The sequence below is a fragment of the Arthrobacter sp. NPDC080082 genome (assembly GCF_040686595.1).
In the GTDB taxonomy this organism is placed as follows: Bacteria; Actinomycetota; Actinomycetes; order Actinomycetales; family Micrococcaceae; genus Arthrobacter.
Genome location: NZ_JBFBKQ010000003.1, coordinates 92,089 through 117,056 on the forward strand (window position 1 = coordinate 92,089; position 24,968 = coordinate 117,056).

A 24,968-nucleotide genomic window follows, 5' to 3' on the forward strand; every position below is an offset into this window, starting at 1 on the left:
GCTGGCCCGTCCCTAATCCGTGGCGAGCCAGGCCATCGCGGCAACGACGGCGGCCGTCGTTCCGGTCCGCAGGGTGGGGTCAATGACCGGCGCAAAGTGCGGGGAGTGGTTGGCCGGGATGTCCTGCGTGACCGTCCCGGCAAACTCCGCCGCCGCGTACGCTTCCGGGTCGCTGCCGCCCAGGCCCCAGTAGGTGTAGGGCGTGCCCAGGGCGTCGGGTATCTCGCTGAAGTCCTCGCTGGCGGATTGCCGGTCCAGGCCGGACGCCTGCGCGCCGAAGTGCCGGCGGAAGGCGGCGTCGACCCGAGCCGTGGCCCCGCCGCCGTTATTGGTGAGCGGATAGTGGTCGTAGAACTCGAACTCCGGCTCCTTCGGGGACCCGGCGGCCAGGCACTCGCCGGTCACGATCCGCCGGACCGCGGCGATGATCTGCTCCCGGGTGGCCGGGCTGAAGGTGCGGATGTTCAGTTCCAGCTCTGCCCGGTCGGAGATGATGTTGCTCTTGGCTCCCGCGCTGAGACGGCCGATGGTCAGGACGGCGAACTCTCCGGGTGCCACCTCGCGGGAAACGACCGTCTGCAGCCGTAGGGCAATCGATGCCGCCAGCACCACCGGGTCCACGGCGAGCTGGGGCATGGAACCGTGGCCGCCCCGCCCGTGGAGCGTGATCTTGACGCTGTCCGCGCTGGAGAGGACCGCGCCCGGCCGGGTCCGCACCTGGCCGGCGGGGAACGCCAGGACATGTTGGGCCAGCGCCACGTCCGGCCGTGGAATCAGGTCCGCCAGGCCGGCGTCGACCATCCGCCGCGCCCCATCCGCCACCTCTTCCGCGGGCTGGAACAGGGCGATGTAGGTGCCGGCCCAGGAGGCTTTGCCTTCCGCCATAAGGCGGGCGGCGCCGAGCAGGCAGGCGACGTGCACGTCGTGGCCGCAGGCGTGGGCCACCGGTACGGTGCCGCCGTGGCCGTCCGCGGCGGTGTCCGTGCTGGCATAGGGCAGCCCTGTGTCTTCGGCCATGGGGAGCGCGTCCATGTCGGCGCGCATCAGCACGGTGGGCCCGTCGCCGTTGCTCAGGATGCCGACGACCCCGGTGGAGCCGATGTTCTCGTGCACCTCGTAGCCGAAGTCCCGCAGCAGGCCGGCCGCCAGGGATGCCGTCCGGGTCTCCTGATGGCCCAGTTCGGGGTGCCGGTGCAGGTCTTTGTACAGTTCCTCCTGCCATGCCGCGATCCCCGCCGCGCCGGCGGTGATCCGGGCTCCGGGCTCACCGGGTTCCGAGGCTTCCTGGTGGTCGTCGTGCCTGGTCTCGCTCATGGTCCGGTCCCTTCATTGCTGGAATGGCTCATCGTTGGAAAAGCTCAGGTTCGGAATGCCGCAGGTTTGGAAAGCCGCAGGTTTGGAAAGCTTCAGGCCCCGTCAGCCGGATTCGACGACGACGTCGGCCGGGTTTTTGTCCAGCCGCCAGCCGCGCCAGACGGGGTGGCGGAGCTTCCCGGTGCCCGTCCACTCGCCGAACGTCACCTCACCCACGAGCTTGGCCGAGACCCAGTGCGCGTCGGCGGCGTCCGCGGCGGGCACCTCGTCGAAGGGTGGCGTCTTGCGCGGGATCGCGTCAAGGGTCCGGCGCATCTCGGCGAGCTCGCGGGTGCTGAAGCCGCTTCCCACGCGGCCGACGTAGCGGAGTCCCGAACCGTCGGGGATGCCCACCAGGAGGGACCCGACGGTGTCGCTCCGGCCGCCGTTGCCCGGCCGCCAGCCGCCCACCACCACCTCCTGGGTCCGCTCGAATTTCAGCTTCAGCCAGGACCGGCTGCGCTGGCCGACGTAGCGGCCGCCCGTGCGCTTGGCCATGATGCCCTCGAGGCCCAGTTCCTGCGCGCTCTCGAGCAGATGCCCGACGTCGGCGTCGATCACCTCGGAGAGCTGCACCGGGCAATCGCCCCGGGATACGGCCGCGAAGAAGGCATCCAGCCGTTTCCGCCGGGATGTCAGGGGTCGGCGGCGCAGGTCCTCGCCGCCGTCGGTGAGCAGGTCGAACAGCATCAGACGCACCGGGGTGGCGGCCCGCGCCCTGGCCACGTCGCCGGCCTTGGTCAGCTTCATCCGGCCCTGCAGCAGCCCGAAGTCGGGCCGCCCGGACGGGCCGACGGCGATGATCTCGCCGTCGGCGGCGAAGTCCTGCGGCGGCCAGCAGGACCGGTCCGTCAGCTCGGGGTAGCTGGCGGACATGTCGATCCCGTTGCGGCTGATCAGGCGGATCCGCTGCGCGTCGCCGAGCACCAGGGCCCGGACGCCGTCCCACTTCAGTTCGAACTGCCAGTCATTGTCGGTCAGGTCCGCGCGCGTTCCCGGGCTGGCCAGCATGGGGGAGAGCTGGGCCGGGTCCGGGGCGGCGGCCTCGACCGTGCCGCCGTCTTGGCCCGGCCCGTCGTTTCCCGCCGCGCCGCCGTCGCCGTCATTCGAATCCTCGTGGTGTTCCTTGGCCTCGTCCATCAGGTGGATCAGCCACTGGTCCTTGGCTTGGCCGGTGTGGATGAGGGCGAAGCGCCGGGCCCCACCCAGCCCGCCGCCGTCCTGCCCGGTGAGCGTGGCGATGACCTCCTTGCCGGCGATCCACTTCTCGCACTCGTACGTTCCGCGGTCCCAGATGCTGACGGTTCCGGCGCCGTACTGGCCCTTGGGGATGGTCCCCTCGAAGTCCGCGTAATCCATCGGGTGGTCCTCGGTCTGCACCGCCAGGTGGTTCTTGGCCTTGGCCACGGGCACCCCCTTGGGCAGCGCCCAGGAGACCAGCACGCCGTCGCGCTCCAGCCGGAAGTCGTAGTGCAGCCGGCTGGCGTGGTGTTCCTGGATGACGAAGCTCTCCCGGAGGGTCTCCTCCGCGGCGCGGTTGCGGTGCCGCTCGGCGGTAAACGGTTCCGGGGTGGCGGCGGCGTCGCGCTTGGTGCGGTACTTCTCCAGGCGGGGGTCGGTGTCCCCGCCGTCGCCCGGGGCAGCGGCAGAGGCACCGCCGTCGTGCCTTCCGGAAATGACGGCGAAGGGGTCCTTGCCGGCGGCCACCCGCTTCATCACCTCGCGGTAGTCCAGCTGGTGCAGCGTCGGGGCCGCGAGCTCCCGCCAGGTGCGGGGGGCGGCGACGGTGGGCCGGAGCCGGCCGCGCAGCGAGTACGGGACGATCGTGGTCTTGGCCGCGTTGTTCTGGCTCCAGTCGACCAGGACCCTGCCGGCGCGGAGGGTCTTCTTCATGTCGCTCACGGCCAGGTCCGGGTGGTCCGCCTCGAGCGCCCGGGCCAGTTCGTGGGCGAAGTCGGCGATCTGGTCCGAGCTCTGCGTGCCGTCCAGGGCGGCATAGAGGTGGATGCCCTTGCTGCCGCTGGTCACGGGCACGGGGTCCAGGCCCACGTCCCGGAGGATGGCCCGGGCCAGGGTGGCCACCTCCACGCATTCGGCCAGGCCCGCGCCCTCTCCCGGGTCCAGGTCGAGGACCAGGCGGTCCGGGGGCAGCGGATCGCCGTCGGAATCCACCCGCCACTGCGGCACGTGGATCTCCAAGGCGGCGATTTGGGCCAGCCACGTGAGGGTGGCCGGATCGTTGACCAGGGGGTACTGGACGGTGCGGTCCTTGTGGGTGATGGACGCCCGCGGCACCCAGCCGGGGGTGGAATGGTCCAGGTTCTTCTGGAAGAACATCTCGCCGGGCGCGTCCGCGGTGCCGACGCCGTGCACCCAGCGTTTGCGGGTGGCCGGGCGGTCCGCGGCGGCCGGGATCAGGACGGGTGCGACGGCGGCGTAGTACGCCAGCACGTCGGCCTTGGTGGTGCCGGTCTCCGGGTACATCACCTTGTCCAGGTTGGTCAGCGTGAGCTCCCGTCCGTCCACCCGGACCCGTTCCTTGCCCTCAGCCACGGGGCTTCACCTCCGTGCCGGTCTGGTGTTCACTTGAGCCATGAGAGCCATCTGGAAAGGCGCGATAGCGTTCGGCCTGGTCAACGTCCCCGTCAAGGTCTACAGCGCCACCGAGGATCACGACATCAGCCTGCACCAGGTGCACAACGCCGACGGCGGGAGGATCCGCTACCAGCGCCGCTGCGAGGTGTGCAGCAAGGTCATCGACTACGAGGACATCGACAAGGCGTACGAGGACGACGGCCGGACGGTGATACTCAGCCGCGAGGAACTGAAGTCCATTCCGGCGGAGAACAGCCACGAGATCGAGGTGGTGCAGTTCGTCCCCGCCGACCAGCTGGACCCGATGATGTTCGAGAAGAGCTATTACCTGGAGCCTGACGCCAAGTCGCCGAAGGCATACATGCTGCTGCGCCGGGCGCTCGAGGACACGGACCGGGTGGCGGTGGTCCAGTTTGCGCTGCGGGAGAAGACCCGTCTGGGCGCCCTGCGGATCCGCGGCGACGTGCTGGTCCTGCAGAGCCTGCTCTGGGCCGACGAAGTACGCGAGGCCAACTTCCCGGCCCTGGAGACCACCGTCCGGATCTCCGCCCAGGAGCGGGAGATGTCCGCTGCCCTGGTCGATTCGATGGCGGCCGACTTCGATCCGGCGCAGTTCACCGATGACTACCAGCTCCAGCTGCGGCAGCTGATCGACGCCAAGATCGAGCAGGGCGACTCGCTGGACACGGAGGAGACCTTCGGCGCTCCGGCGGCGGAGGCGGGCACCGGCGAGGTGATCGACCTGATGGACGCCCTGAAGCGGAGCATCGAACGCAAGCGCGGCGGCGGGTCCGACGGCGAAGCCTCCGAGGGCTCGTCCGGCGGGTCCGCAAGGGGTGCGGCCACGTCGGGCACGACAAAGACTGCCGCCGCCAAGGCGGGCACCGCCAAGACCGGTACCGCTAAATCTGGCACCGCCAAGACCAGCACCGCCAAGACCAGCGCAGCCAAACCCGCGGCCGCGAAGACGGGCACCGCGAAGTCGGCCGCCGGCACGTCCGCCGGGACCAAGTCTGCCGCGACCAGAACTGCCAGTACCAAGACGGCCGCCACCAAGACTGCCGCCGCTAAGACCAGCGCCGCCAAGTCCGGGACCGCGAAGACGGCGGCGCGGAAGGGCGCCTAAGCCGGGGGAGGCCGCCGGGGGCAGCGCCGACACCGCCTAGGAGTTCCGCAGAGCGGAGATGAGCTCGCTCTTCTTCTTGCTCGAGTAACCGGTCAGGCCGATTTCCTTGGCGCGCTTCTTCAGTTCCGGGACCGTCCAGTCCTCATAGTCGCCCGAATGGCCGCCCTTGCTGCCCACGTTGGAACGCCCGCGCTTGGCCGCGGCGTTGGAGATCCGTGCCGCCTTCTGCTTGGAGGCGCCGTCCTCGAGGAGCGCCTCATACATCTCGGGGTCCTTGATGCTTGGGCTCTCGGAGCCCTGCGGTGCGCCCTTCTTGGTCGGCATGCCTACTCCTCCTGATCGGTCCTGAACCGTCCTGAATCCGTGCGGCGCCGGAGCCGGCCGGCCTCCTGCGCCCTTTCTGCCCACGCTAACCACGGGCGATAGCGAACACAAGCATTTCGTCAGCATGCTGACCAATCGTCCGTGGGACCCGTTACATCCGAGGACCGTGGTGACCTGCGCGGCGTCGTCCCAGCCGGAAGCCGAGCCAGAAAGCCAGTGTGAGTAGTCCCGCCCCGACCAGCAGGTAACCCGCACGGGCCTGGTCGTCCATCAGGATGAAGTCGCCCGAGAAGAATGCCTGGTCGGCCAGCGGAGCATAGGCAAACCAGCCTGCACTCCGGCGTGGTGCTTGGAGTGCGGCAATCCCGGCGGCGATGGCTGCCATCCCAAGGAGCGGCACTAGGAGTAATTGCCAGCGAAAGCGCGAGCCGGCCGGATGAGATTCCCCCGAAGTCATGGCCCCAGCCTAGCTCCGCCGCCTTGCATCCCAAGGAAGCCCGGGCATAAAAGCGGAAGGCCGCCGCTCCGTCCCGCAAGGGGAGGAGGCGGCGGCCTTCCGGCGTCGGTGACTACTCGGCGTCGTGGTCCGTTTCGAGGATCTGGACCAGGCGGTCGAGGGCGGCGTCGGCGCCGTCGCCTTCGGCACGCAACACCACAACCTCGCCGTGCGAGGCGCCCAGGCTCATCAGCGAGAGGATGCTGGCGGCGTCCATGGCCTCGTCCGCGGGTTCGCCGAGCCGGGCGATGGTGATCTCCAGATCGAACTCGCCCGCGGCCTCGGCGAAGATGGCGGCCGGGCGGGCGTGCAGGCCCACGCGGCTGGCGATGGTGGCGTTACGTTCGGTCATTGTTGCTCCTAGATTTTCAGCGTGGAATGGTCTGTGGTGAACCGGCTCAGACGGTGACGGGGACCGGTTCCACCGTATCAACGGTCTTCTTGACTGCCCAGCGCTTCAGCGCGATCACCGACAGGGCGGTAACCACGGTGCCGACGGCGATCGCAACGACGAACATCAGGAAGTTGTCGATGGCGAAGAAGACGAAGAGTCCGCCGTGCGGGGCCTTGGATCCGACGCCGGCCGCCATCGAGATGGCGCCGGTCACCGCCCCGCCGAGCATGCTGGCGGGGATGACGCGCAGCGGGTCGGCCGCGGCGAACGGGATGGCGCCTTCGGAGATGAACGAGGCACCCAGCAGCCAGGCGGCCTTGCCGTTTTCCTGCTCGGCCAGGCTGAAGAGCTTCTTGTTCAGGACGGTCGAGGCCAGGGCCATGGCCAGCGGCGGAACCATGCCGGAGGCCATCACGGCGGCCATGATCTGCCACGGGGCCTGGTTGTCGATCGAGGCGGCGCCGAGGCCGGCGACGGCGAACGAGTAGGCAACCTTGTTGACCGGGCCGCCGAGGTCGAAGCACATCATCAGGCCGAGGATCACGCCGAGGGCGATCGCGCCGGCGCCGGTCAGTCCGGAGAGCCAGGAGTTCAGGCCGTTGGTGATGGCCACGATCGGGCCGCCGAGGATGACGAACATCAGGCCGGAGGCCACCAGCGAGGCAACCAGCGGGATGATCACCACGGGCATCAGGCCGCGCAGCCAGCGGGCCACCTGCAGGCGGCCGATGACGAGGGCGATGTAGCCGGCCAGCAGGCCGCCGACGATGCCGCCGAGGAAGCCGGCACCCATGAAGCCTGCGACGGCGCCCGCGACGAAGCCGGGGGCGATGCCCGGACGGTCGGCGATCGCGTAGGCGATGTAACCGGCCAGCGCCGGGACCAGGAAGCCCAGCGAGAGGGCGCCGATCTTGAACAGGACGGCACCGAGGTAGGCGCCCAGCGGGCCCCAGGCGTTGTCCGGGTACTGGGTGGGCAGGTTGAAGAGGGAGTTCTGCAGGACGATGTTGTCCGCGAACTTCGTGATCAGGTAGCCGCCCATGAGGAAGCCCAGGGCGATCAGCAGGCCGCCGCCGGCGACGAACGGGATCATGTAGCTGACGCCGGTGAGCAGGGCCTTCTTCAGTTTCTGGCCGACGTGCTCGCCGCGCTCCTCGGCCTCGTGCTCGGCCTGTTCCTCCGCACCGAAGTGCGGGACGCGGCGGGCGTTGGGGTTGTCCGCGGCGGCGAGGGCCTCCTGGACCATCTTGTCCGGCTCGTCGATGCCGCGCTTGACCGGGGCGTTGATGACGGGCTTGCCGGCGAAGCGCTCCTTGCCGCGGACGTCGACGTCGACCGCGAAGATCACGGCGTCGGCAGCGGCGATCACGGCCGGGTCGAGGGCCTTGGCGCCCGAGGAACCCTGCGTCTCGACCTGCAGGTCGACGCCGACCTCCTTGGCCGCGGCGACGAGGGAGTCGGCGGCCATATAGGTGTGGGCGATGCCGGTGGGGCAGGCGGTGACGGCGACGAGGCGCTTGGCACGCGCAGTACCGGCGGTGCCAGCGGCAGCGGCGCCGGTGGCTGCGGCTGCCGGTTCGGCGGGAGTTGCCGCGTGGGCGGCGGGCTTGTCGGCCAGGGCACCCTCGACCAGTTCCACGACCTCGGCCTGGCTGGACGCGGCGCGGAGGGCGGCGGTGAAGTCCTTTTTGATCAGGGACCGGGCGAGCTTGGAGAGCAGCTTCAGGTGCTCCTGGTCGGCGCCTTCCGGGGCGGCGATGAAGAAGATCAGGTCCGCGGGGCCGTCCTTGGCGCCGAAGTTGACCGGGTTGGAGAGGCGGGCCATGGCCAGCGTGGCCTCCGTGACCGCCGTCGAGCGGCAGTGCGGGATGGCGATGCCGCCGGGCACGCCGGTGGCGGTCTTGGACTCACGGGCGAAGGCGTCGGCGAAGAGGCCCTCGACCTCGGTGGCGCGTCCGTTGGCTGCAACCTTGCCTGCCAGGTGCCGGATCACGTCCTCGGGTGAAGTGCCGAGATTCTGGTCGAGCTCGACCAGTTCGGGAGTGATGAGCTGGGTCACTGTCAATCCTTTGTCAGGGCCGTGATGGTTACGGCATCGGGGGTGGTTTGGTGCACTGCCGGGACTCGGGAGCCGGGCAGGGAGGCGGCGGCGGCACCGTGGGCCACCGCCTGACGAAGGCAATCAGCCGGGGCGGCGCCCTGGCTTGCGGCGAGCAGGTAGCCGGCCAGCGACGAATCGCCGGCGCCCACCGTGCTGACCGCGGTGACCGGCGGGTGCGTGGCGAGCCACGCGCCGTCGGCCGTCACAAGGACCGCACCCTTGGAACCGAGTGTGGCGAGTACGGCACCCACCCCGGAGCGGACGACGGCGGCGGCGGCCGTGGCGGCTGCCTCCGGATCGGCCTCGAGCTCCTCGGCGGACTTGTCAGTGGCGAAGCCGGCCGCTGCAGCCAGTTCCGCCAGTTCCTCGGCGTTGGGCTTGAGCAGGTCCGGCATGCCGAGGGGGTCGCCGGAGACCGCTGCGGCGAGGGGTTCGCCGGAGGAGTCGACGGCGATGAGGGGTGCCTCGGAGCCGTCGTGGGTGGAGCGCAGCCGCCGGGTGACGGTGGCGTAGAAATCGGCCGGGACTCCGGGCGGGAGTGAGCCGGCCAGGACCACCCAGCTGGCGCCGCGGGCGGAGTCCAGCAGCAGCCCGATCAGGGCCTCCTGCTGTTCGGCGCTCAGAACCGGGCCGGGTTCGTTGATCTTGGTGGTGACGCCGCCGGGTTCGGTGAGGGCCACGTTGCTGCGCAGCGGTTCCCCGATCGGCAGGGCGGCGAAGGGTACCTCGGTGTCCCGGAGCCCGGCCAGGACCGGGTCGGCCTCCGCGCCCGGGAGCACGGCGAGGGTCTTCAACCCGGAGGCCACGAGGGCCCGGGAGACGTTGACGCCCTTGCCGCCGGATTCCTGCCGGACGGAGAGGGCGCGCTGGACTTCGCCGCGCTGCAGGGGACCCGGGAGGGCGACGGTGCGGTCCAGGCTGGGGTTGGCGGTGAGGGTGACGATCATGCGACCACCACCTCCACTCCGGCATCCGAGAGTGCGGCCGCGAGGGCCGGACTGGGGTTCGAGTTGGTGATCACGGTGTCCAGATCTTTCAGGGAGGCGAACTGGACCAGCGTTTCCGCGTCCAGCTTGGAGGAGTCGGCCAGCACCACGATCCGGCGTGCCGAGCGGACGAAGGCGGCCTTGACGGCTGCTTCTTCAGGATCGGGAGTACTCAGCCCGAAGGCCGCGGAGATGCCGTTGGTGCCGATGAAGGCGATGTCCGGCCGGATCCGGCCGGCGGCCTCCACGGTGGACTGGCCGACGGCGGCCTGGGTCAGGCCGCGGACCTTGCCGCCGAGCAGGTGCAGGGCGATGCCGGTCTCGCCGGAGAGCCTGGCCGCGATCGGCAGGGCGTGGGTGATGACGACGAGTTCGGCGTCGGCACCGTTGCTGCCGGCGCCGGTTCCGGTGGTGCCTGCCGCCGAGCGGGCGGCCAGCATGCCGGCTAGGGCCTCGGTGGTGGAGCCGGCGTCGATCAGGATGCTGCCGGAACGGTCCTCGGGGATCAGGGCCAGGGCCGCCGAGGCGATCCGGGTCTTCTCCGAGGGTCGCTGGACCGTGCGTTCGAGGATGCTCTCCTCGGTGGTGCTGATCCGTTCGGGGGAGACGGCGCCGCCGTGGACCCGGCGGACGCTGCCGGCGGCCTCGAGGGCGGCCAGGTCGCGGCGCACGGTTTCGGTGGTGATGCTGAAGCGCTCGGCGAGGTCCGTCACGCTGGCCCGGCCGCTGGCGGCCACGAGCTCAACGATCAGTTGCTGGCGTTCCTCGGCGAACACTTGCCCTCCATTGCGGCGTTGACGTGGCTGCGGATCCTGCTGGTCCCGACTTCGGTGACCGCTGTCACATCAAAGTGGAATTGATTGACTTTATCTTTGATCATGTGGCTTTGTCAACGAAAAACCACAAGAACAAAGAACGTTGGTGTGGAGGTTTCGGTGGCGGGGCCCGGAGGGGTGGGGCGGATGCTGCTTAAATGCCGGATGCCGGGCCGGACCTGTGGGGTCCGGCCCGGCATCCGGGCGGTGTTTTGCGGGTCCTCAGTCCGCCGGGACGGCGGGCCTCGGGCTAGATGCCGGCGTCGCGGCTCTCGTTGCGGGTAATGGTCTCGCCGGTGTTGGGGTCAACCACCGAGCGGGTCTCGCTGACGCGGCGGGTGCGGCTGCGGCCGGGGGAGGCCAGGATCAGCGAGGCGATCAGGCCGATCACGCCGACGATCATCAGGATGTACCCGATCATGGTCTGGTCCACGTTGGGGATCAGTCCGGGGGTGATGGCCCAGGCCAGGATGGCACCGAGGGCGATCAGGAAGATGGAGGATCCGATTCTCATTTCTTGCTCCTTAGGGGTCCGGATGGACGGTGTCACTGGCTGAGTCTGGTGAAGTCCTGTGGTGCAGTCGGTATCGAAGAGTCCGGGTCGCGACCAGGGCCGCCGCCTGAAGGGCCGCGGCCAACGCTAAGCATGCTGTCCATTGTCACGCTACAGCCCGGCACCCCCGGCTACAACGATTTCGGCCCCGGTTTGACGGAAAAACCGCAGGTGAGGGCGGTTTTTCGCGTCACTTCCGGGTTTCCGCGCCCCTTCCGGACCGGCGCGGCCCGGACCCGGGGTGCGCCGGTCCGGAAGCGCAGCGGATGTCCGGAACCGGCGCGGCAGGCCCGGTTCGACGGCGCGGCCCGGGTTCTCGCTAGGCTGGCGGGATGGAGACGGTTGCCTGGTCCAGGCCGGAGGCGGAGCGGGAGGGCACCCCGCTGCTGGTGATGCTGCACGGTTACGGCACGGACGAAACCCGGATGTCGAACCTTTTCGGCAGCCTGCCGCCCGAGTTCACCTGCGCCGCGCTGCGCGGCCCGAAGGTGATCGGCGACGACTACGGCTGGTTCCTGCTGGACTACTTCCTCACCCACGACTTCGCGGACGTGATTTCCGCCGCCAACAGGGTCTTCGCCTGGATCGACTCGGTCAAGGACCGGCACAGCAGCGTCACTCTCCTTGGCTACTCCCAGGGCATGGCCATGGCCAGCACCCTGCTGCGCCTGCGACCCGAAGGCTTCCGCGCCGCCGTCGGGCTCTCCGGGTTCGTGCTGGAGAACGAACTGCTGGCCATGAGTGAATCGTTCGACGCCCGCCCGCCGTTCTTCTGGGGCCGGGACAAGGACGACGCCGTCATCAACGACGCCGCCACCGAACACACAGCCGAATGGCTGGAAGAGCACACCCAGCTCACGGCCCGCAGCTACCCCGGGATGGGGCATTCGATCTCGGCGGCCGAGCTGGTGGACGTCGGGGCGTTCCTGCGGCACTACGTCCTGCGTTGACGGAGCCCGGGCCCGGCGGATAATCCATTCGATGGCCCGAATCCGGGTACTTGCGCCCTGTTTTTATAAGCGTTTACACTCTAATTTGGCCAATTTGATCGGCCCACTACTTGCTGGGGAGAAAGGTCTAGGCCCGTGTCGCATGGCTAAGGCACCGCGCGTGACCATCCAGGACGTGGCAGCCCTCTCCGGGCTCTCGATCTGCACCGTCTCCCGTGCACTCCGCAACCTCCCCAATGTGTCCGAAAAGGCGCAGGCCAAGGTCGCGGACGCGGCCGGCAAGCTGGGCTACCGCGCATCCAGCGCAGCCTCCCGCCTGGCCGGAGGCTCCACCGGCGCCGTCGCCATCATCGTTCCCACCGCCACCGCGTGGTTCTTCGCCCAGGCCGTCGAGGCCGCGGAGGAGGTCTTCGCCGACAGCGGCTACGACACGGTGCTGATCAGCCTCCGGAGCCGGCCCAGCGTGCAGCGCAAGCTGTTCAGTGACCTGGCCGGACTGGCCCAGCGCGTGGACGGGGTCCTGCTGCTGAACGTGGCGCTGGACGCCGCCGAGGTCGCGGCCCTGGAGGACTGCGGCCTCGCCGTCGCCAGCGTGGGCATGCAGTCCGTGCCGTGGGACAACGTCGGGATCGACGACGAGGAAGCGGCTCGGAAGGCCACCGGCCACCTCCTGGACCTGGGCCACTGGGACCTGGCAATGCTGGCCGGCACGGAGCCGCCGTCGAGCACCGTGGTCACCGCGGACGCCCGGCGCCGCGGCTTCGAACGGGCGCTCGCGGAGCACGACCTGACGCTGGACCCGGACCTGGTCCTGGATGCCGGCTCCAGCATCGAGGGCGGCCGCCGGGCCATGACCGAACTGGTCGAGAACCGCAGGCTCCCCTCCGCCGTGTTCGCCGGCTGCGACGAAACGGCCTTCGGTGCGCTGATGGCCCTGCGCGACCTGGGCATGTCGGCGCCGAAAAACGTCTCGATCATCGGGATCGACGACCATCAAATGAGCTGGTTCCTGGGCCTGACCACCGTGGCCCAGCCGGTCGCGGACCAGGGCGCCTTCGCCGCGAACCTGCTGGTGGAGCGCCTGCTCCGGCCGGAACCGCCGGCCCGCACCGTCCACCTGCTCGAGACCAAGCTGGTGGAGCGGCGCAGTACCCGCCGACGACGCTGACCACACTCCTGGCCCCGCGGCCGGACAGCGGACCCCGGCTCCACCCCCGAATCTTTACATCCGTCTGAAAGGACACCCGAAGCCATGACTGCCACTTCCCCCGAGGCCCTGCCGACCGACGCCTTCGCAGGCGCCTCCGCCGTCCTTTTCGACCTCGACGGCGTGCTGACACCCACCGCGGTGGTCCACGAGCGCGCCTGGCAGGAACTCTTCAACGGGTACCTCAAGGACGTCCCCGGGGCGCAGGCCTACCGGGAGAGCGACTACTTCGACCACATCGACGGCAAGCCCCGCTTCGACGGCGTCCGCGACTTCCTGGCCTCCCGCGACATCGTGCTGCCCGAGGGGCCGGCCGACGACGACCCGGCCCACGACACCGTGCACGGCCTGGGTAACCGCAAGAACAAGGTGTTTAACGACATTGTCGCCGCCGGCGGCGTGCAGCCCTACGAGGGCTCGGTGCGCTTCATTGAGGCCGCCCTCCAGCGCGGACTCAAGCTCGCCGTCGTCTCCTCCTCCCGCAACGCGGTCCCGGTGCTGAAGGCCGCGGGACTCTCGGACTACTTCCCGGTGGTGGTCGACGGCGTCGTCGCCCTCTCCGAAGGCCTGCCCGGCAAGCCCAGCCCGGCCACGTACCAGTACGCGGCCCGGCTCCTGGAGCTGCCGAGCGAGGAATGCATTGTTGTCGAAGATGCCGTCTCCGGTGTCCAGGCTGGAAGCGCGGGGAGCTTCCACTCGGTCATCGGCGTGGACCGGGGAGCGGGCCGACAGACCCTGCTCGACGCCGGCGCCACCCTCGTGGTCAGCGACCTCGCCGAGCTGCTCTAGCCCGCAGCCGCCACCCACCCCACCCGCACCAGACCCTCCGCCCCAGAAGGACCCCCACCATGGCTCTCATCACCTCGGACCGCGCCAGGTTCCCCAACGACCCCTGGCAACTCGTGGAGACCGCCCACGTCCCCGGCAACGCCGGCACCCTGGAGACCCTGTTCAGCCTCGGCAACGGCCACCTCGGTATCCGCGGCGCGCACTGGGCCGCCGCCGACGCCGAACTGCCCGGCAGCTTCATCAACGGCTTCCACGAAATCTGGGACATCAAGCACGCGGAGAACGCCTATGGCTTCGCCCGCACCGGCCAGCGGATCCTCTACATCCCCGATGCCAACAACTTCGCGGTGGTGATCGACGGCGAGATGCTCAGCCTGGAGGAGTCCACGGTCCTGGACTACCGGCGCAGCGTGGACTTTGCCACCGGCATTTACGAGTGCCGGATCGTCTGGCAGTGCCGGTCCGGGTCCACGGTGACCACCACCGAACGCCGCGCCGTGGGCTATCAGGCCCGCGGCACCCTCGGTATCTCGCTGGAGGTCTCCGCCGACCGCGAGATCTCCGCGGACGTGACCTCCGCCGTCGTCAACCGCCAGGACCAGCCGGTGGAGGACCACTCCGCCCACGACCCGCGCCGCGCCGGCCGGCACGCCGGACGCGTGCTGCTGCCGCTCCGGCTGGACGGAGGCGACGGCTCGCTGCGCCTCTCCTGGGAGGCCTCGGAGTCCCGGCAGCGGCTGGGCATGGCCGTGGACCACTGGACCTCCGCCAACGTCCAGCCCTTCGACACCCAGGTGGACCAGGACGACAGCAGCGTCCGTTACGTCCTGGCCGTCAGCCCGGACCAGCCGTTCCGGCTGGAGAAGAGCGTCAGCTACGCCGTGGCCCGCGGCGTGGAGGAGGACCCGGCGGAGACCGCCGAGCGCGAGCTGTTGCCGGTGGCGGACATCTTCGCCCAGAGCGAGGCGCACTACCGCGAGTACTGGACCACCAGCGACATCGTGGTGGGCGGCCGGTCCGAGCTGCAGCAGGCTATCCGCTGGAACCTCTTCCAGCTGGCCCAGGCCACGGCCTGCGCCGACGTCGCCGGCATCCCCGCCAAGGGCGTCTCCGGCTCCGGTTACGACGGGCACTACTTCTGGGACCAGGAGGTCTACCTCCTGCCGTACCTGACCTACACGAACCCGCACAACGCCCGGCAGGTCCTGGAATTCCGGCACGAACTGCTGCCCGAGGCCCGGGTCCGGGCCAAGGAACTCAGTGTGGACGGCGCGCTCTTCCCCTGGCGGACCATCAACGGCCTGGAGGCCAGCGCCTACTACGCCGCCGGCACCGCGCAGTTCCACATCGCCGCCGCGATCGCCTTCGCCACCAACCGCTACATCTGGGCCAGCGGGGACGCGGCCTTCCGCGAAACCCAGGGCTCCGAGCTGCTGATCGAGACCGCGCGGATGTGGGCCTCGTTGGGCTTCTTCGGCAAGGACGGACTGTTCCACATCCACGGCGTGACCGGCCCGGACGAGTACACCGCCGTCGTCAACGACAACCTCTACACCAACGTCATGGCGCGCTTTAACCTGCGTGCCGCCGCGGCGCTGGACCACCCGGGCATCGACGACGCCGAGCGCGAACTGTGGGAGCAGGCCGCCAACCGGATGCACCTGCCCTACGACGGCGACCTGCAGGTCTACTCCCAGGACAACGACTTCATGACCCTGGAGCCGTGGGACTGGAACACCCCGCGCTCGAAGTACCCGCTGCTGCTGAACTTCCACCCGCTGGTGATCTACCGGCACCAGGTGCTCAAGCAGGCGGACACGGTGCTGGCGATGTTCCTGCAGTGGCAGGACTTCAGCGCCGAGGAGAAGCGCCGGGCGTTCGACTTCTACGACCCGATCACCACCGGGGACTCCACCCTGTCCGCCTGCGTGCAGGGAATCATGGCGGCCGAGGTGGGCTACGGCAAGGCCGCGCTGGACCACTTCCTTCACGCTGTTTACATCGACCTGGACGACACCCACGGCAACACCATCGACGGCGTCCACATCGCCTCGACCGGCGGCGTGTGGAGCTCGCTGGTCAGCGGTTTCGCCGGCCTCCGGGACCAGGGCGAGGTGCCGTACTTCGATCCGCGGCTGCCCGCCGAGTGGGATTCGCTGGACTTCCACCTGAAGCTCCGCGGCGGCCTGCTGCACGTGCAGCTGGACCACCGGGAACTGCGGCTGGCCATGGTCGATGGCGGCCCGCTGGAGGTCCACGTGCGCGGTGAACACCGCACCGTCGGGGCCGACGCCGTGTCCTTCGCCGTGCAGCCGGTGGAGAGCCCCGAGCCGACGGTCTTTCCCGGCCCGGCGACGGCGTCCATCCCGGTAATCCACGCGGCGGGGTAGGGGAGCGGGGGCTGGCTCCTCTTCGCGCCCACTCTTCGCATCTGCCCGCTCGCGCCCGCTCTTCGTTCCCGTTTCGACGGTTCCCCGCGGATTCGACGCTTCTGAGCGTCTATCCGGCAGGGAACCGTCGAAACGGCGGGCGCTGAAGGGCGGTCCGGGAACGCCCACTCTCCTTTCGGACCGGGGTTCCGGGTGCAATAGTGGCGGGATGATCAACCAGCAGCAGCTCTGGGACGCCGACGCCGCCTCCCGCTATGACACACCCGGCGAGGGGATGTTCGCCCCGGAGGTGCTCGAACCGACCGTCGCGGTCCTTGCGGAGCTCGCAGCCGGGGGACGGGCGGTCGAGTTCGCCATCGGAACCGGCCGGGTGGCCCTTCCGCTGGCCGCGGCCGGCGTCCCGGTGACCGGCATCGAGCTCTCCGACGCCATGATCGCCAGGCTGCGGGAGAAGGCCGGCCCGCAGGAGATTCCCGTGGTGCGGGGTGACATGGTGGAGGCCTCGGCGGGGGAGGGCTTCGCCCTGGCCCTCCTGGTCTTCAACACGATCTCCAACCTCCTGACGCAGGAGGAGCAGGTCCGGTGCTTCCGGAACGCCGCCCGGCATTTGGCCCCCGGCGGATGCTTCGTCGTCGAACTCTGGGTGCCGCAGCTGCGCTCGCTGCCGCCCGGCCGCGGGGCGACCGTGGAGGTCAGCGAGCCCGGCTACCTGCTGGTGGACACCTATGACGTGCTCCAACAGCTGGTGGTCTCGCACCATGTGCGGTTCGATCCGGACGTTTCCGGCGGCCGCGAGGCTCGGATGGGCCGCACGCCGCACCGGTACATCTGGCCGGCGGAGCTGGACCTGATGGCCCGGTTGGCCGGCTTCGAACTGGAATCCCGCTGGGCGGACTGGGACCGGAGCGACTTCACGGCGGACTCCCGGAGCCACGTCTCGGTCTACCGACTGCCGTCGCGCTGAGGCCTGCACGAAACGGCGGACGACGGCGGCACGCGCGGAGTCGACAGTGTGCGCCCCGAGGGTTCGGTCTAGGCGGCGGAAGCGGACCCGCGGAACCTACCCCTGCAGGTCGGCGTGGTGGATGGCCGCGACGTTCGGGTGCGCCCGCAGCCGGTAGCGCAGCGCGTTATCGCCGTAGGTCTCCAGGATGGGGCTGTCGGTCGGGTCCACGGACAGGCCGCGGGCCTTGGCCTGGAACTCCGCGTTCATGGCCAGCTGCGGCATGGTGGCATCCAGCGCGGGGTTGTAGAAGAACGGCAGCGAGATCCGGTCCGTGCCCCTGGCCGGGGAAATGACCCGGTGCAGCGTGGCCTTGAGGTAGCCGTTGGTGGCCAGCTCCAGCATCTCGCCGATGTTCACCACGAACGTCCCGGGCACCTGCGGCGCGTCGATCCACCGGCCCTGGTATTCCACCTGCAGGCCGCCCTTGTCCGGTTCCACCAGCAGGAGGGTGAGGACGCCGCCGTCGCGGTGCGAGCCGACGCCCTGTTTGGGTTCGTCGCCGGATTCGCCAGGGTAGCGGACGATCTTCAGCATCGGGAATGCGCGGTCACCGAAGGCGTCGTCGAAGCTGTCCTCGGGTGCGCCCAGGGACACGGCCAGTGCACGGAGCAGGTTCAGCGAGATGGTGCTCAGCCGGTCCGTCCAGGCGGCGACGACGTCGCGCATCCCGGGCAGCTCCGACGGCCACAGGTTCGGGCCCTCCAGCCGCCAGTAGTCGGCGACGCCGTCGCCCGGCTCCACCGCGGCCCGCTCGACGCCGATATCGATCTGCTCGCGCCAGTCGACGGCCCGGTCTGTGAGCTCGGCGCCCATCCGGGTGTAGCCGCGGAACTGCGGGCTGTGGATGTTCTCCACGGCGAGCTTCTGCGCCTCCGGCAGGTCAAAGAACCGGCGGGAGGTCTCGAGCATGGCGTCCACCAAATCCTGCGGGATGCCGTGGCCGGAAAGGTAGAGGAACCCGACGTTGTGCATGGCGTCGCGGAGTTCGTCCCGGAATCGGGAGGCTTCCTCCGGCCCGGCGTTCAGCCGGGAGTAGTCCAGAACGGGGAGTGATTCGAGTGACACGGTCCTATAGCCCTTCGTGGCGCGATGTGGAAATCGAAGTCCTTAATTTCTTCAACGTTACGACCGGATGCTCGCGGCGGCAGCACTGCATTTCGAAATGCGTCACCGCCTTGTGCGGGCCGGAGCGATGGGGTATTTGCGACGACGGCGGCGCGTCCGGCGGCGACGCCGGCGCCAACGGCGGACCCGCCGCCGGCGTGCAGGAGATCACGGTTGGAATACAGCCGGAGACCGCGCGGTTGCCGCCTAAAGGATGGGCCGCGCACCTGCTGCGGCCAGTCTTCACCCGGGCGGGGGCCGCGGAGTGACGCCGTGCCGGCGTCGTTCACGGCCCACGCCCACACCGGCTCAACCCAGCCAGAAACGGAGATGGTGGACCAATGACTGCCTACAAGACAGTGAACCCCGCGACCGGAGAGACGGAAAAGGAATTTCCGCTCGCAACCAAGGAAGAGGTCGAGACGGCGCTCGCCGGCGCGCAGCAGGCGTTCCTCGAATGGCGCAAGGCGCCCGTGGAAGAGCGCACCAAGGTCATCGCCCGGGTCGCCGAGCTGTACCGGGAACGCCAGGACGAGCTGGCGCGCCTGATCGCCAAGGAAATGGGCAAGCCCGTGGTCGAGGCCCGCGGCGAGGTCAAGCTGGTCGCCTCGATTTACGACTACTACGCCTCTGAGGGCCCCGAATTCCTCAAGGACGAACCGCTGGAGGTCAAGGGTGGCGGCGACGCGCTCGTGCGCTCCACCCCGATCGGCCCGCTGCTGGGCATCATGCCGTGGAACTACCCCTACTACCAGGTGGCCCGCTTCGCCGCGCCCAACCTGGTCCTGGGTAACACCATCCTGCTCAAGCACGCCGGCAGCTGCCCGCAGTCGGCCCTCGCGATCGAAACGATCTTCCACGACGCCGGCCTGCCGAAGGGCGCCTATACCAACCTCTTCCTTGACAACGACCAGGTGGCCGAGATCATCGCGGACTCGCGCGTCCAGGGCGTTTCCCTGACCGGCAGTGAGCGGGCCGGCGCGGCCGTGGCCGAGGTCGCCGGGCGGAACCTCAAGAAGTACGTCCTCGAGCTCGGCGGCAGTGACCCGTTCATCGTGCTCGACTCCGATGACCTGGACGCCACCGTCAAGGCCGCCGTCGGGGGCCGCATGGGCAACGCCGGCCAGGCCTGCACCGCGTCCAAGCGGTTCATCGTCCTCGAAGACCTCTACGAGCCGTTCGTGGAGAAGTTCACCGAGCGGATGGCCCGGATCAAGCCCGGCGATCCCCAGCAGGAAGACACCCGGTTCGGTCCGCTGTCCTCCCAGAGCGCCGCGGACGGCCTGGTCGAGCAGATCCAGGACGCCGTGGACAAGGGAGCCACCCTGCGCACCGGCGGCCACAAGGTGGACGGCCCCGGCGCCTTCGTGGAGCCCACCGTCCTGACCGACGTCACCCCGGAGATGCGCGCGTTCTCCGAGGAGCTGTTCGGCCCCGCCGCCGTCATCTACAAGGTGGCCAGCGTGGAGGAAGCGATCGACCTGGCCAACGGCTCGCCCTACGGCCTCGGCGGATCGGTGTTCAGCGCCGACCCTGCGAAGGCCCAGGACGTCGCCGACCAGCTGGACACCGGCATGGTGTTCATCAACTCGGTGGCCCAGACCCAGGCTGACATGCCCTTCGGCGGCGTGAAGCGTTCCGGCGTCGGCCGCGAGCTGGGCCGCTTCGGCATGGACGAGTTCGTCAACAAGAAGCTCATCCGCACCCCGCGCTAAACGCCGACGGCGCCGCCGGCCGCCGTGCGAAAAGCTTCGGCGCGACCGGCCACTCACGGCCGCGGACGGGGCAAGTGCCTCCGTCCGCGGCCGTCGCCGTGCCCGATGCGGGCGTGGCCTAGTCTTTAACCTAGGACGACGTTCAGCACCCTTATGGTTTATGAGAGGCGATGATGGCCAAGCGCAGCAACCCGGCGATGAAGATTGCCCAGCAAGCCGCCCACAGCGCGATGTTCGACGCCGAGGGCAAGCCCAAACCCGGCGTGCACAACGTGCTCCTGCGGGCCGTGGAGATCCAGCGGCCGCTGGTCCTGGCGAACCTGCGGCGGCTGCAGAAGAAGCACCCGAACGCCAGTGCCGCGCAGCTCGCCGCGATCCTGGAACGCAACTACCTCATGGCCGTCACCGGGGGAGGTGCCCTGGTGGGCGGCTCGGCCGTCGTCCCCGGCGTCGGAACCGTGGCCGCGCTGGGGCTCTCCGCCGCCGCGACCGCCGGCTTCCTGGAGGCCACCGCCCTGTTCGCCACGTCCCTGGCCGAGCTGCACGGCGTGCGGCTGGAGGACCCGGAGCGCGCCAGCACCCTGGTCATGGCGATCATGCTCGGCGAGGAGGGCACCACGCTGCTCAGCTCCCTCAGCGGCCAGGCCGCGGGCCAAGGCAAGGGCCCCACCCAGGCGTGGGGTTCCCTGTTCGCCCGGCGCGCCCCGCTGGCCGGCTTCGGTTCGGTCCGCGAGCAGATCCAGCGGGCCTTCCTGCGTAACCTGCTCAAGCGGCAGGGCACCGCATTCCTCGGGCGGGCGCTGCCGTTCGGCGTCGGCGCCGTGGTGGGTGGCGTCGGCAACCGCATGATGGGCCGCGCCGTGATCGAGAACGCCAAGGAGGCCTTCGGCCCCATGCCGATCACCATTCCCGGCGACCTGCACTCTGCGGACCTGAACACGGGCGACCTCAACACGGGCGACGCCGGAACCGGGCTGAAAGGGGCGCACGGTGGATCTGAACGCTGACCTCGGGGAGTCGTTCGGCTCCTGGACCATGGGCGATGACGCCGCGATGTTCCCCCTGGTCACCAGCGCCAGCGTCGCCTGCGGGCAGCACGCCGGTGACCCGGTGACCATGCTGGACACCTGCCGCGCGGCCTACGAACTCGACGTCCGCGTCGGCGCCCACCTGGGTTACCCGGACCTGGGCGGCTTCGGCCTGCGCGCCATGGACATCAGCTTCGATGACCTGTTCGGCTCGGTGCTGTTCCAGCTCGGGGCGCTCGACGGCGTCGCGCACGCCGTGGGTGCCTCCGTGGACTACGTCAAGGTCCACGGCGCGCTGTACGACCGCACGGTCCACGACGAGGAGCAGGCCTCCGCCGTCGTCGCCGCCGTCCAGGCCTACGATCCGGGCCTGCCGGTCCTGGGGCTGGAGGGGTCCGCCCTGCTGCGGCTCGCCGCCGAGGCCGGCAGCCCGGTCTTCCACGAGGCCTTCGCCGACCGCGCCTACCGTCCGGACGGCACCCTGGTACCGCATCTGGAGAACGACGCCTTCATCGAGGATCCGGACGAGATCGTCCGGCGGGCGGTGCGGCTGGCGCTCAAGGGCGAGGTCGAAGCGATCGACGGGACCGTAGTGAAACGCACGCCGCACTCACTCTGCCTGCACGGCGACACCCCCGGCTCGGTGGCTGTGGCCGCCGCCGTCCGCTCCGCGCTGGAGCAGGCCGGCGTCGAGCTGGAATCCTTCGCATAAGTACGCCGTGGACTGTGTCGCCTCGGGCACGACCCCGGTCCGGACCGCCGACCTGACCTGTGCCGATGCCGCCGCTGTTGGCGGGCTGGTGGCCGCCTACCTGTTGCAGACCGAGCGGGAAAAGGCAGCCCAGCTCGGCGGAGCGCCGTTTTCCGGGGTACTTCCGGAGCGGTACCGCCGTGAGGTGGATGACCCGGCGGGAGCCTATGCCGGCGCGGAGGTCCTCCTGGCGGACGCGGGGACCGGACCGGCAGGCGTCATCACGGTTCACCGCGCCGGAACGGCCTGGGAGATCAAACGGATCTGGGTTAATCCGGCAGCCCGCGGCCTGGGGGTCGGTGCGGCATTACTCGACGCCGCGCTGGAGTTCGCCGACGGGGCCGGGCACGATCCCGTCCGGCTCACGGTGTGGGACTGGCGGGAGGACGCCATCCGGCTCTACCGGAGGCGCGGATTCGTCCCCGTCCCGTCCTGGGAAGTCAGACCCCGGCTCATCTGCATGGAGCGTTCCGCTGCACCCCGAGCTCAGCACTCGCTTGGCAGCTGCGAAGACGATTAAGAAGCCGGCCCGCGGGATCTAAACAGCGGATTCTCCGCTTGACCCCGAGGGGGTGTACCACTCCCACTCGCCGTCTTCAGTGATGCTGCCTCCCATTGCGCCGAACATCCAGGGCGTGATTCCCGTGGGATCGCCGCCGACACGGACAAACATCTCGCGTTTCGTACGGGCGCTGCTGAAGTGGGCGGGCAGATACAGGCCCACTCCGAGGCCGCATCCGAGCAGGAAAAACAGAATCGACAGAATGCCGACTGGGTGGCGGTCGGTGAGGAACACGTACGCAACCGCAGCCCCGACGCCGACCAGAAGGCCCCAAAAAACCGTCCAGAATGCCGCCCAGAACCGGAGGCTTCTATTGCTGGGCCGCTGGTTGGGATCGTTGTTGCGGTGCAGGCCGGAAGGTGTTCCCTCGGAACCGGCGTCGGACGTTCGCTTCACAGAAGCAGTCTAAACGGGCCGACTGCCCCGCCTGGTGAGGGTCCCGTGCGCCCGTTCGGCCCCGTTCCTACCCAAACACCAAACTCGCCACCGTAAAGATCGCCAGCCCGGCCAGCGCCCCCACCACGGTGCCGTTGATGCGGATGAACTGCAGGTCCTTGCCGACCTGGAGCTCGATCTTCTCCGAGGTTTCCTCCGCGTCCCAGCGCGCCACGGTGTCCGTGATGACGCCGGCAATGTCGGAACGGTAGTTGTTCACCAGGTACCCGGCGGCGTCGCCCACCCAGGCGTTGACCTTCCCGGCGAGTTCGGGGTCCACCGTGAGGCGGGTGCCGAAGTCGTGGACGGCCGCCTTGAACCGGATGGTCAGCTCGCTGTGCGGATCGTCGACGGCGGTCAGCAGCGCCGCCTTCACCGTGCCCCAGGTGCGGGAGGCGAGCTCGCGGACCTCCGGGTCGCCCAGGACCTGGGCCTTGACGCCCTCGGCCCGGGCAATCATCACCGGGTCGTGCTGCAGGTCATGCGCCAGCGACTTCAAGTAAGTGTCGATGGAGCGCCGGACCTGGTGCTGCGGGTCGGCCTGCACCGCGCGGGTGAACTTCAGGATCTCCACATACACCTTGTCGCCCACCAGGCCGTCCACGAAACTGGGCACCCAGGTGGGGGAGCGGTCCGTGACCACCCGGTTGACGGTCTCGTGGTTGTCCCGGACCCAGTCCACCGTGCGATCCACCAAGAGGTCCACCAGCGCGTGGTGGTGCCCGTCCTCGAAGATGCGCTCCGCGAGACGGCCCACCGGCGGCCCCCACGGCGGGGTCAGCAGATGCCGGCGCACCATGCCCTCGATGACGGCCTGGACGTCGTCGTCGTTCAACACCGTGAACGCGCCCCGGATCACCGCGGCGCCCTCCTTCGCCACCCGCTCGGCGCCGCCGGGGCCGGAGAGCCAGCCGCCCACCTTGCGGGCGACGTCGACGCTGGCCAGTTTCTCCTTGACCACCTGTTCGGAGAGGAAGTTGGTCTCCACGAACTCGCCCAGCGACGCCCCGATCTGGTCCTTGCGCCGGGGAATGATGGCGGTGTGCGGGATCTTCAGGCCCAGCGGGTACTTGAACAGCGCGGTCACGGCGAACCAGTCCGCCAGCGCACCCACCATGCCGCCCTCCGCCGCGGCTCGGACGTACTCCAGCGCCGGGTATTGCTTCTGCAGGGCGAACGCGACGACGAACACCACCGCCATCCCGATCAGGAGCGAGCCCGCCAGCATTTTCATCTTCCGCAGCGCGGCTGCCTTCGCGGCATCGGCAGGGGAGAGCCGGTGGTTCGCGCCCGCCGTTATGGCGCCCGCACGGGATGGTCGCTCAGAGTTCACCTGCATGTGCCCAGCCTAGCCGGGCCCCGGACCCCGGGTCCGCTAACGTGTTCGCATGACCATTGAGGAGTCCGCTGCCGCCCGCCCGCTCGTCTACGCCCACCGGGGAGCCAGCGGGGCCTTCGCGGAGCACACCCGCGCCGCCTACCTGCAGGCGATCGCCGACGGCGCCGACGGCGTCGAGTGCGACGTCCACCTGACCCGCGACCAGCACGCCGTGCTGCTGCACGACGCTACCCTGGACCGCACCTCCAACGGCACGGGCCCGGTGGCCGAACGCACCCTGGACGAACTCCGCGAGCTCGACTTCAGCTCCTGGAAGGGCGCCCGGATCCCCGAGGCGTATGGGGCGAAGTCCGAGCAGTTTCTGACCCTGCCCGAACTGCTCGACATCCTGCGCACCGCCGGCCGCGAGATCGGGCTGGCCATCGAGTTCAAGCACCCCAGCCCCTACCAGCTCAAGCTCGAGGACCGGGTGCTGGAGGTCCTCACCGCCGAGGGCTGGGACCCGGCCACCGGCATGCTGGAGAACATCCGCGTCTCATTCATGAGCTTCAACCCGGATTCCGTCCGGCACCTGCTGCAGACCGTCCCCGCCGAGGCCATCTGCCAACTGGTGGACGACGTCGACGTCGACGAAGTGCGGGAGAGGTTCAGCGTCGGCTCCATCACCGGCAACGCGATGGCCAACGTCATGAAGGCCGCCCAGCTCGAGGGCGAGGAACTGCTGGACCAGGGCGCCGTGGGCCTGGCCGGGCCCGGCATCGACTACGTCCGCGAATTCCCGGACACGGTCCGCCGCTGGCTCGAGTCCGGCCGCCGTTTCCGGGTATGGACCGTTGATGCCCCCGAGGATGTGGACCTCTGCCGGGAGGTTGGGATCCAGGAGATCACCACCAACCGCCCGGCCGAGGTCCTGGAGCGGATCTCCGTCAGCCTGTAGCGGCCGGTCCCC

General features: G+C 69.6%; 24 protein-coding genes. 12 read left to right on the forward strand and 12 right to left on the reverse strand.

Going from position 1 to position 24,968, the window contains the following annotated elements; genetic code table 11:
- Window positions 1-12: 12 nt before the first annotated feature.
- Both AB0O44_RS07230 and AB0O44_RS07235 read right to left on the reverse strand, forming a co-directional pair.
- Window positions 13-1,314 carry an amidohydrolase gene (locus AB0O44_RS07230; RefSeq protein WP_364136023.1) on the reverse strand — a complete coding sequence of 434 codons (1,302 nt, stop codon included), beginning with the start codon at window positions 1,312-1,314 and terminating at the stop codon, window positions 13-15.
- Window positions 1,315-1,416: 102 nt separating this feature from the next.
- Window positions 1,417-3,906: an ATP-dependent DNA ligase gene (locus tag AB0O44_RS07235; protein WP_364136026.1), complete on the reverse strand. Its 2,490-nt coding sequence runs from the start codon at window positions 3,904-3,906 to the stop codon at window positions 1,417-1,419.
- Between the two features lie 40 nt (window positions 3,907-3,946).
- Here AB0O44_RS07235 and AB0O44_RS07240 point away from each other — a divergent pair, with 40 nt between their 5' ends.
- Window positions 3,947-5,074 carry a Ku protein gene (locus AB0O44_RS07240; protein WP_364136029.1) on the forward strand — a complete coding sequence of 376 codons (1,128 nt, stop codon included), beginning with the start codon at window positions 3,947-3,949 and terminating at the stop codon, window positions 5,072-5,074.
- Window positions 5,075-5,110: 36 nt separating this feature from the next.
- Here AB0O44_RS07240 and AB0O44_RS07245 read toward each other — a convergent pair whose 3' ends face one another.
- The 7 genes from AB0O44_RS07245 to AB0O44_RS07275 form a co-directional block, all read right to left on the reverse strand.
- Window positions 5,111-5,398, reverse strand: coding sequence for a Rho termination factor N-terminal domain-containing protein (locus AB0O44_RS07245; protein WP_364136032.1), 288 nt, complete (start codon window positions 5,396-5,398; stop codon window positions 5,111-5,113).
- Window positions 5,399-5,549: 151 nt separating this feature from the next.
- Window positions 5,550-5,855, reverse strand: a complete 306-nt coding sequence (locus AB0O44_RS07250; protein ID WP_364136035.1) for a hypothetical protein — start codon at window positions 5,853-5,855, stop codon at window positions 5,550-5,552.
- A 112-nt stretch (window positions 5,856-5,967) separates the two neighbouring features.
- A complete protein-coding gene (locus AB0O44_RS07255; RefSeq protein ID WP_364136038.1) occupies window positions 5,968-6,246 on the reverse strand; it encodes an HPr family phosphocarrier protein in 279 nt (92 codons plus the stop codon).
- A gap of 46 nt (window positions 6,247-6,292) precedes the next feature.
- Window positions 6,293-8,347 carry a fructose-specific PTS transporter subunit EIIC gene (locus AB0O44_RS07260; protein ID WP_364136041.1) on the reverse strand — a complete coding sequence of 685 codons (2,055 nt, stop codon included), beginning with the start codon at window positions 8,345-8,347 and terminating at the stop codon, window positions 6,293-6,295.
- A gap of 2 nt (window positions 8,348-8,349) precedes the next feature.
- Window positions 8,350-9,336 (reverse strand): hexose kinase, encoded by a 987-nt coding sequence (locus tag AB0O44_RS07265; RefSeq protein WP_290256949.1) that lies wholly within the window; start codon window positions 9,334-9,336, stop codon window positions 8,350-8,352.
- Window positions 9,333-10,151, reverse strand: a complete 819-nt coding sequence (locus AB0O44_RS07270; RefSeq protein ID WP_364136044.1) for a DeoR/GlpR family DNA-binding transcription regulator — start codon at window positions 10,149-10,151, stop codon at window positions 9,333-9,335. The genes AB0O44_RS07265 and AB0O44_RS07270 overlap by 4 nt, the downstream gene beginning before the upstream one ends.
- 289 nt (window positions 10,152-10,440) lie before the next feature.
- Window positions 10,441-10,704, reverse strand: coding sequence for a DUF6458 family protein (locus tag AB0O44_RS07275; protein ID WP_290256947.1), 264 nt, complete (start codon window positions 10,702-10,704; stop codon window positions 10,441-10,443).
- A 371-nt stretch (window positions 10,705-11,075) separates the two neighbouring features.
- On the opposite strand from AB0O44_RS07275, the gene AB0O44_RS07280 reads away from it, so the two are divergent.
- The 5 genes from AB0O44_RS07280 (at window position 11,076) to AB0O44_RS07300 (ending at window position 17,043) form a co-directional block, all read left to right on the forward strand.
- Complete coding sequence (locus AB0O44_RS07280; protein ID WP_364136048.1) at window positions 11,076-11,693, forward strand: phospholipase; 618 nt, start codon at window positions 11,076-11,078, stop codon at window positions 11,691-11,693.
- A 160-nt stretch (window positions 11,694-11,853) separates the two neighbouring features.
- Complete coding sequence (locus AB0O44_RS07285) at window positions 11,854-12,861, forward strand: LacI family DNA-binding transcriptional regulator (protein ID WP_364136051.1); 1,008 nt, start codon at window positions 11,854-11,856, stop codon at window positions 12,859-12,861.
- An 84-nt stretch (window positions 12,862-12,945) separates the two neighbouring features.
- Window positions 12,946-13,689: an HAD-IA family hydrolase gene (locus tag AB0O44_RS07290; RefSeq protein ID WP_364136054.1), complete on the forward strand. Its 744-nt coding sequence runs from the start codon at window positions 12,946-12,948 to the stop codon at window positions 13,687-13,689.
- Window positions 13,690-13,748: 59 nt separating this feature from the next.
- On the forward strand, window positions 13,749-16,079 hold the full coding sequence (locus AB0O44_RS07295) for a glycosyl hydrolase family 65 protein (RefSeq protein ID WP_364136057.1): 2,331 nt from the start codon (window positions 13,749-13,751) through the stop codon (window positions 16,077-16,079).
- Between the two features lie 208 nt (window positions 16,080-16,287).
- A complete protein-coding gene (locus tag AB0O44_RS07300; RefSeq protein WP_364136060.1) occupies window positions 16,288-17,043 on the forward strand; it encodes a class I SAM-dependent methyltransferase in 756 nt (251 codons plus the stop codon).
- Between the two features lie 96 nt (window positions 17,044-17,139).
- Here AB0O44_RS07300 and AB0O44_RS07305 read toward each other — a convergent pair whose 3' ends face one another.
- Window positions 17,140-18,150 carry a 2-oxoglutarate and iron-dependent oxygenase domain-containing protein gene (locus tag AB0O44_RS07305; protein ID WP_364136063.1) on the reverse strand — a complete coding sequence of 337 codons (1,011 nt, stop codon included), beginning with the start codon at window positions 18,148-18,150 and terminating at the stop codon, window positions 17,140-17,142.
- Between the two features lie 26 nt (window positions 18,151-18,176).
- On the opposite strand from AB0O44_RS07305, the gene AB0O44_RS07310 reads away from it, so the two are divergent.
- The 5 genes from AB0O44_RS07310 to AB0O44_RS07330 all read left to right on the forward strand — a co-directional run bounded on the left by AB0O44_RS07310 (window position 18,177) and on the right by AB0O44_RS07330 (window position 22,203).
- A complete protein-coding gene (locus AB0O44_RS07310) occupies window positions 18,177-18,458 on the forward strand; it encodes a hypothetical protein (RefSeq protein ID WP_364136066.1) in 282 nt (93 codons plus the stop codon).
- Window positions 18,459-18,530: 72 nt separating this feature from the next.
- Complete coding sequence (locus AB0O44_RS07315) at window positions 18,531-19,904, forward strand: NAD-dependent succinate-semialdehyde dehydrogenase (RefSeq protein WP_364136069.1); 1,374 nt, start codon at window positions 18,531-18,533, stop codon at window positions 19,902-19,904.
- Window positions 19,905-20,077: 173 nt separating this feature from the next.
- Entirely contained in the window at window positions 20,078-20,911 is an 834-nt protein-coding gene (locus tag AB0O44_RS07320; RefSeq protein ID WP_364136677.1) for a hypothetical protein, read from the forward strand.
- Entirely contained in the window at window positions 20,895-21,644 is a 750-nt protein-coding gene (locus AB0O44_RS07325) for a 5-oxoprolinase subunit PxpA (RefSeq protein WP_364136072.1), read from the forward strand. Before AB0O44_RS07320 ends, AB0O44_RS07325 begins: the two co-directional genes overlap by 17 nt.
- A gap of 7 nt (window positions 21,645-21,651) precedes the next feature.
- Window positions 21,652-22,203: a GNAT family N-acetyltransferase gene (locus AB0O44_RS07330; protein ID WP_364136075.1), complete on the forward strand. Its 552-nt coding sequence runs from the start codon at window positions 21,652-21,654 to the stop codon at window positions 22,201-22,203.
- 18 nt (window positions 22,204-22,221) lie between these two features.
- Here AB0O44_RS07330 and AB0O44_RS07335 read toward each other — a convergent pair whose 3' ends face one another.
- Both AB0O44_RS07335 and AB0O44_RS07340 read right to left on the reverse strand, forming a co-directional pair.
- The gene (locus AB0O44_RS07335; protein WP_290256930.1) at window positions 22,222-22,641 is read right to left on the reverse strand and encodes a hypothetical protein; all 420 of its coding nucleotides are present in this window, start codon (window positions 22,639-22,641) and stop codon (window positions 22,222-22,224) included.
- A 67-nt stretch (window positions 22,642-22,708) separates the two neighbouring features.
- Window positions 22,709-23,914 carry a DUF445 domain-containing protein gene (locus AB0O44_RS07340; RefSeq protein ID WP_364136679.1) on the reverse strand — a complete coding sequence of 402 codons (1,206 nt, stop codon included), beginning with the start codon at window positions 23,912-23,914 and terminating at the stop codon, window positions 22,709-22,711.
- 154 nt (window positions 23,915-24,068) lie between these two features.
- Between AB0O44_RS07340 and AB0O44_RS07345 the strand changes: the two genes are divergently transcribed.
- Window positions 24,069-24,956: a glycerophosphodiester phosphodiesterase family protein gene (locus tag AB0O44_RS07345; protein ID WP_364136079.1), complete on the forward strand. Its 888-nt coding sequence runs from the start codon at window positions 24,069-24,071 to the stop codon at window positions 24,954-24,956.
- Window positions 24,957-24,968: the final 12 nt, after the last annotated feature.

What these genes read in the sequence shown, in the direction of transcription:
- AB0O44_RS07230 (WP_364136023.1), bottom strand. Translation starts at nt 1,314, where the DNA reads ATGAGCGAGACCAGGCACGACGACCACCAGGAAGCCTCGGAACCCGGT.
- AB0O44_RS07240 (WP_364136029.1), top strand. Translation starts at nt 3,947, where the DNA reads ATGAGAGCCATCTGGAAAGGCGCGATAGCGTTCGGCCTGGTCAACGTC.
- AB0O44_RS07245 (WP_364136032.1), bottom strand. Translation starts at nt 5,398, where the DNA reads ATGCCGACCAAGAAGGGCGCACCGCAGGGCTCCGAGAGCCCAAGCATC.
- AB0O44_RS07250 (WP_364136035.1), bottom strand. Translation starts at nt 5,855, where the DNA reads ATGACTTCGGGGGAATCTCATCCGGCCGGCTCGCGCTTTCGCTGGCAA.
- AB0O44_RS07255 (WP_364136038.1), bottom strand. Translation starts at nt 6,246, where the DNA reads ATGACCGAACGTAACGCCACCATCGCCAGCCGCGTGGGCCTGCACGCC.
- AB0O44_RS07265 (WP_290256949.1), bottom strand. Translation starts at nt 9,336, where the DNA reads ATGATCGTCACCCTCACCGCCAACCCCAGCCTGGACCGCACCGTCGCC.
- AB0O44_RS07275 (WP_290256947.1), bottom strand. Translation starts at nt 10,704, where the DNA reads ATGAGAATCGGATCCTCCATCTTCCTGATCGCCCTCGGTGCCATCCTG.
- AB0O44_RS07280 (WP_364136048.1), top strand. Translation starts at nt 11,076, where the DNA reads ATGGAGACGGTTGCCTGGTCCAGGCCGGAGGCGGAGCGGGAGGGCACC.
- AB0O44_RS07290 (WP_364136054.1), top strand. Translation starts at nt 12,946, where the DNA reads ATGACTGCCACTTCCCCCGAGGCCCTGCCGACCGACGCCTTCGCAGGC.
- AB0O44_RS07295 (WP_364136057.1), top strand. Translation starts at nt 13,749, where the DNA reads ATGGCTCTCATCACCTCGGACCGCGCCAGGTTCCCCAACGACCCCTGG.
- AB0O44_RS07300 (WP_364136060.1), top strand. Translation starts at nt 16,288, where the DNA reads ATGATCAACCAGCAGCAGCTCTGGGACGCCGACGCCGCCTCCCGCTAT.
- AB0O44_RS07315 (WP_364136069.1), top strand. Translation starts at nt 18,531, where the DNA reads ATGACTGCCTACAAGACAGTGAACCCCGCGACCGGAGAGACGGAAAAG.
- AB0O44_RS07320 (WP_364136677.1), top strand. Translation starts at nt 20,078, where the DNA reads ATGGCCAAGCGCAGCAACCCGGCGATGAAGATTGCCCAGCAAGCCGCC.
- AB0O44_RS07340 (WP_364136679.1), bottom strand. Translation starts at nt 23,914, where the DNA reads ATGAAAATGCTGGCGGGCTCGCTCCTGATCGGGATGGCGGTGGTGTTC.
- AB0O44_RS07345 (WP_364136079.1), top strand. Translation starts at nt 24,069, where the DNA reads ATGACCATTGAGGAGTCCGCTGCCGCCCGCCCGCTCGTCTACGCCCAC.